The 5266-nt window shown below is 62.2% G+C and carries 7 protein-coding genes; 1 reads left to right on the top strand and 6 read right to left on the bottom strand.

Going from position 1 to position 5266, the window contains the following annotated elements:
• The 6 genes from WB402_RS11555 to WB402_RS11530 all read right to left on the bottom strand — a co-directional run.
• Positions 1 to 641: TRAP transporter large permease subunit (locus WB402_RS11555; protein WP_424207997.1), on the bottom strand; the 641-nt coding region annotated here is incomplete at its 3' end.
• Positions 638 to 1177, bottom strand: a complete 540-nt coding sequence (locus WB402_RS11550) for a TRAP transporter small permease subunit (RefSeq protein ID WP_424207995.1) — start codon at positions 1175 to 1177, stop codon at positions 638 to 640. The genes WB402_RS11555 and WB402_RS11550, both read right to left, overlap by 4 nt.
• A gap of 70 nt (positions 1178 to 1247) precedes the next feature.
• Complete coding sequence (locus tag WB402_RS11545) at positions 1248 to 2186, bottom strand: acetoin utilization protein AcuC (RefSeq protein WP_424207993.1); 939 nt, start codon at positions 2184 to 2186, stop codon at positions 1248 to 1250.
• Between the two features lie 72 nt (positions 2187 to 2258).
• Complete coding sequence (locus WB402_RS11540; protein WP_424207992.1) at positions 2259 to 3095, bottom strand: hypothetical protein; 837 nt, start codon at positions 3093 to 3095, stop codon at positions 2259 to 2261.
• Between the two features lie 60 nt (positions 3096 to 3155).
• Positions 3156 to 3542 (bottom strand): DUF2782 domain-containing protein, encoded by a 387-nt coding sequence (locus WB402_RS11535; protein WP_424207990.1) that lies wholly within the window; start codon positions 3540 to 3542, stop codon positions 3156 to 3158.
• Positions 3543 to 3559: 17 nt separating this feature from the next.
• Positions 3560 to 4324, bottom strand: a complete 765-nt coding sequence (locus tag WB402_RS11530) for a TIGR00730 family Rossman fold protein (RefSeq protein ID WP_424207988.1) — start codon at positions 4322 to 4324, stop codon at positions 3560 to 3562.
• Between the two features lie 49 nt (positions 4325 to 4373).
• On the opposite strand from WB402_RS11530, the gene WB402_RS11525 reads away from it, so the two are divergent.
• Positions 4374 to 5266: 5'-3' exonuclease (locus WB402_RS11525; RefSeq protein WP_424207986.1), on the top strand; the 893-nt coding region annotated here is incomplete at its 3' end.

The raw sequence follows: 5266 nt of genomic DNA, 5'->3' as shown, positions 1-5266 counted from the left end.
GGCAGGGCCGGGGCGGCTTCGGGTTTCACCAGCGTCACGCCGAGGACATAGCAGAGATACAGGCCGGCCAGCGCCAGACCCGGCGCCAGCGCGCCGGTGTACATGTCGCCGACCGAGGCGCCGAGCTGGTCGGCGAGCACGATCAGCACGATCGACGGCGGCACGATCTGCGCCAGCGTGCCCGAGGCCGTGATCACGCCGCTCGCAAGGCGCTTGTCGTAACCGTAACGCAGCATGATGGGCAGCGAGATCAAGCCCATCGCGATTACCGAGGCCGCCATCACGCCGGTGGTGGCGGCGAGTAGCGCGCCTACTATCACCACGGCATAGGCCAGTCCGCCACGCACGCGCCCGAACAATTGGCCGATGGTGTCGAGCAATTCCTCGGCCATGCCGCTGCGCTCCAGCACCAATCCCATGAAGGTGAAAAAGGGAATCGCGAGCAGCGTCTGGTTGGAGACGATGCCGTAAACGCGTTCAGGCAAAGCCTGCAACAGACTCAAATCGAAAAATCCCGACTGGATGCCGATGAAGGCGAACATCAGGCCATTGGCCGCGAGCGCGAACGCCACCGGATAACCGAGCAACAGGATCACGACCAGCGCCGCAAACATGAGTGGCGCCATGAGCGCCAGACTCATACTTCCTCCATCGGCGTCTCGTGCGGGAGCTTGCCCTGGCCACGCAGGAAAGCGATGCGTTTGATGACCTCGGCCACGCCCTGCAAAGCGAGCAGAGCAAACCCGAGCGGAATCAGCAGGCGCACCGGCCAGCGGATAAGCCCGCCGGCATCCGGTGATATCTCGCCGCTCTGAACGGAATCCACGAAGCCGGGCCAGGCCAGCCACACCATGAGCCCGCACAGCGGCAGCAGGAACAGCAGAGCCCCCAGCAGGTCAATCCAGGCCCGCGTGCGTTGCGACAATCTCCCGTAGATGACGTCGATGCGCACGTGGCCGTTGTGCTTGAGGGTGTAGCCCGCGGCGAGCAGGAAAATGGCGCCGAACAGATACCACTGGATCTCGAGCCAGGCGTTCGAGGACATGCCGAAACCGTAACGCATCAATGCGTTCGCCGCCGAGATCAGCGTCACCGCCAGGACCAGCCACAACACTGCACGGCCGATGGTCTCGTTCACGGCGTCGATAGCTGTGGCGATGGCGATCCAGGGTTTCATGCACAGGTTATTGTTGGTATGCCATGGTGAAGACTACCGGGTATGGCGCGGGTGACAAAATCGCCCGGTCTCACTCCAGCATGGCCTTCACCACCCGGGTCCAGGCGGCCGCGAGGTTGAAGCGATTGTAACCGCCTCCGCCGAGGCCGATGATCCGGCCCTGGCAGAATTCGTCGGCGAGCGCGCACAGGCGGGTGGTGGCGTGTGCATGGGCAGCGGGCGTGAACTGCATGTGGGTGATGGGATCACCAGCGACGCTGTCAGCACCGGCCTGCAGGATAATGAATTCCGGACGGCCTGCGCGCACGAACTCCTCGACCTGCGGCCACACCCGATGAAATGCCGCGTCGTCGGCGCCGGGTTCGAGTGGAATATTGAGTTTGGTGCCTTTGGCAGCGCCGGTGCCGGTTTCGTTGGCAAAGCCGGTGCCGGGGTAGAGATAGCGTCCGTCCTCGTGGATGTCGGCGAAGATCAGGTCGGGGTCGTCCTCGAAGGCATAGAACACCCCATCGCCATGATGCGCGTCGATGTCCACGTAGGCCACGCGTTGAATGCCGTGACGCCGGCGCAACGCTTCTATCAGCACGCCGATATCGTTGAACACGCAGAAACCCGAGGCGGAGTCGCGGCGTGCATGATGCAGGCCGGCGATTGGCACGAAAACGCGCCGACACCGGCCTTCAAGAATATTTTTTAGTCCGTCCAGCACCGTGCCGACGACGACCGCGCCTGCTTCAAACACGCCCGGGAACGCCGGCGTATCGCCGGCATCGAGATAACCCTGGCCGCTTAGCGATTGCCGGCGCACGCGAGCGATGTAGTCGGCGGTGTGAAACAGCGCGAGATCGTCCTCGGTGCCGGGAACCGGAGCGCCGATTTCCGTCTGCCAGTCGAGTCCCTGGCGCAGGGCCTCCTGCCAGAAAGCGGCCTGGCGGTCGTGGCCGAAGGGATGACCCGACCCGAAGCCGTAGGTCGCCAACGCCTCGCCGTGATAGAGCCGTACGCGCATTTCCCTCTCTCAGGAATATAGTGTCAGATCAATATAAGCCGGGACCCGGCGCACAGGCCAGCGGAAAAACAATTACCGCGGTGAGGGGGGGTGATGGGGCGGGTAAAGCACCAGATAACTGCAATAGATCGATGCCACGAAGACCGGCAACGCGACGACGCCGACACTGAAAACCAAGAGGTAGCCCAGCCAGTAATTATTGGCGAAGGCCACAATGATGACGAAATAAACAATAAAAAATGGCGCCACCAGCGTGAGCAGCGGCAATGCGTTGTTGCGGCAGGCGATAAAGCTGTCGGCAATTGCCTCGAACGGGGGGCGATTCCCGAGCACCGTGCGCGGCACGCAGTAAACCAGGCCCATGGCCAGACCCAGGTACAGACTGGCGACCACGAGCATGCCGAGCACGGTCGTGATCTGCGACGCATTCAGCTGGCCCGCCGTCAGCCCCGACACCATCGAGCCGCCGATCAGCAGATAGCCGGTGATCTTGACCAGCATGGCCAGGCCGAGGGTGACGATGCCGAGCAACACGGCAACGAATACCTTGTCCTCCCGGATAAAGATGCTTACCAGTTCCTGCGCCGGCTGTACGAGCCAGGTCTGGAGCAAGGCCGACATCGAAGAAGTCTGGCCGTTCATATACCGGTGCGTGGCGCTTTTCTCCCTGGCCAGGACCATGACCACACTGGCGAGCAACATGGGAGTGACAAGGACCAGCAGCAGATCGCCCATGAAGGGAATCAGCTTGAGTGTAAAACCGAATACCAGGTAAATCGCGGCCATGCCGAACCACAACGGCGGCTGTTCCTGAATCAGATGCCAGCCTTGGACAATCCAGGCGATGCCCTGGTGTATTCCGCGATTTTCCTCAGGCGCGGTCTTGTCTGGAGAAGAACCATTGCTCATACATGGTATCCCTGCGAAGCAAGCAACGAACAAATCCCGGCTTGGGTCTGCGCGGGAACATCAAAAGCGTTTGATCACCCAGGTGGGGATGGAGATGCGCGTCTCGAAATCGCTGCGACGGAATTGGCCGCTGCCTTCGTGGTCGATGAGGTAATACGGTTTGCCCTTGGCCGGGGTGACCTTGATCATGTAGAGCCGCCCGTTGAGGCGATACTCCTCATGGATTTCCGTGCCCTTGGTGGTGATGGTCACTTCCGGTTCCGGCTGTCCGGCGCCGGGGGGTTCGGGCGCCGCCGGCGGATTGTAATTCTCCGGAGGAGGCGGAGGCGGCGGCACGGGCGTGGTTGCCGGGTCCGCGGCCTTGCCGTTCGAGTCGCCCAACGCCGTCTCGGCCAGCATCGTGGGCACCGTCAGCAGGGCGAAGAGAAAAAATACAAAAGTGCGCATGAGTAATTTTCCGGGCATCAGAGATTGAGCTTGATCTCTCTTTCTTCTTCCGAAGGCGCGAAACCGCTTTCCTCATAATACCGGAAGATCACCTCCAGCACCTCCTCGGCGCTGTTGACCACGCTGAAGAGTTCGAGATCGCTTTTGTCGATCGTGCCCTCGGACACCAGCTTGTCTTTGAACCAGTCCACCAGGCCGGCCCAGAATGGAGCATGCACCAGGATGATGGGAATGCGCGTGGTCTTGCCGGTCTGGATCAGGGTGAGCGCCTCAACCAGCTCGTCGAGGGTTCCGAAACCGCCGGGCATGCAAACGTAGGCCTTGGCGTATTTCACGAACATCACCTTGCGCGCGAAGAAGTGCTGGAACGTCAGCGTGATGTTCTGGTGCGGGTTGGCGTGCTGCTCGTGCGGCAGCCGGATGTTCAGGCCCACGCTCGGGGACTTGCCGGCATAGGCGCCCTTGTTCGCGGCTTCCATCAGGCCCGGGCCGCCGCCACTGACCACGGAAAAACCAGCGTCGGAAAGCTTGCGCGCGATATCCTCGGTCAGGGCATAATAGGGGTGGTCCGGCGCCGTCCGCGCCGATCCGAAAATGCTGACCGAGGGCTGGATCGTCGAGAGCTGTTCGAAGCCGGCGACGAACTCGGCCATGATCTGGAAAATCTTCCACGATTCCCGTGACATGGTGCCCGAGGGCGCCACCTCGATGCGGAACTGGGCGTCCGCGCCGTTGGGTTTCGGGAACGGCGGTAATTTATCTTTGGGATCTCTGTTATTCATATATGATTTTTAGCACAAACATACGGACAGCGGGCGGTCTTTCCAGCGCATGAGCCCTAAATCCCCGGGCCGCGGGAAAAATGTCGTTACGGAAGCGTCGGCGGGCGGGAAAAAAGGTGGGCCACTTATCCTCGTGGACGGCTCATCTTATCTGTACCGTGCCTTCCATGCCATGCCCGCGCTCGCCAACTCGCGCGGCGAGCCGACCGGCGCGGTATACGGCGTGGTCAATATGCTGCGCCGCATGCTTTCCGAATACGACACCGAGCACTTGGCGGTGGTGTTCGACGCCAAGGGCAAGACCTTCCGCGACGATATCTACCCCGAGTACAAGGCACACCGCCCACCGATGCCGGACGAGCTTGCGGCCCAGATCGAACCGATTCACGACATCATCCGCGCCCTCGGCTTGCCGCTCATTCAGGTCCAAGGAGTCGAGGCCGATGACGTGATCGGCACGCTCGCGCGCGCCGCTGCCGCGGAAGGCCGCGAGACCGTGATTTCCACCGGCGACAAGGACATGGCGCAACTCGTGGACGGACACGTCCGGCTGGTGGATACGATGAAGGACGCCGAGTACGACCACGATGCAGTGGTGGCGAAATTCGGCGTGACGCCGCAACAGATCGTGGACTACCTGGCGCTCGTGGGCGACACCTCCGACAACATCCCCGGCGTGCCCGGGGTCGGGCCCAAGACCGCCGCCAAGTGGTTGCAGGAATACGGTTCGCTCGATGAAATCGTGGCGCACGCGAATGACGTGCCCGGCAAGGCGGGTGACAGCCTGCGCGCGTCCCTGGGGCATCTGCCGATGGCGCGGAGCCTCGCCACCATCAAGTGCGACGTGGAGCTGAAGAGCGCCCCGCAGGACCTGCGGCGCACGCCACCGGATAACGCCCGGCTGCGCGAGCTGTTCGCGCGTTTCGAATTCAAGAGCTGGCT

Source organism: Sulfuricaulis sp., assembly GCF_049587675.1.
Taxonomy (GTDB): domain Bacteria; phylum Pseudomonadota; class Gammaproteobacteria; order Acidiferrobacterales; family Sulfurifustaceae; genus Sulfuricaulis.
Note: the sequence above shows the minus strand (reverse complement) of the source record. Positions and strands in the feature narration are given on the sequence as shown.

Coding starts and splice junctions, on each gene's coding strand:
- WB402_RS11540 (WP_424207992.1), bottom strand. CDS start 3,095: ATGAGCAATGGTTCTTCTCCAGACAAGACCGCGCCTGAGGAAAATCGC.
- WB402_RS11530 (WP_424207988.1), bottom strand. CDS start 4,324: ATGAATAACAGAGATCCCAAAGATAAATTACCGCCGTTCCCGAAACCC.
- WB402_RS11535 (WP_424207990.1), bottom strand. CDS start 3,542: ATGCGCACTTTTGTATTTTTTCTCTTCGCCCTGCTGACGGTGCCCACG.
- WB402_RS11545 (WP_424207993.1), bottom strand. CDS start 2,186: ATGCGCGTACGGCTCTATCACGGCGAGGCGTTGGCGACCTACGGCTTC.
- WB402_RS11550 (WP_424207995.1), bottom strand. CDS start 1,177: ATGAAACCCTGGATCGCCATCGCCACAGCTATCGACGCCGTGAACGAG.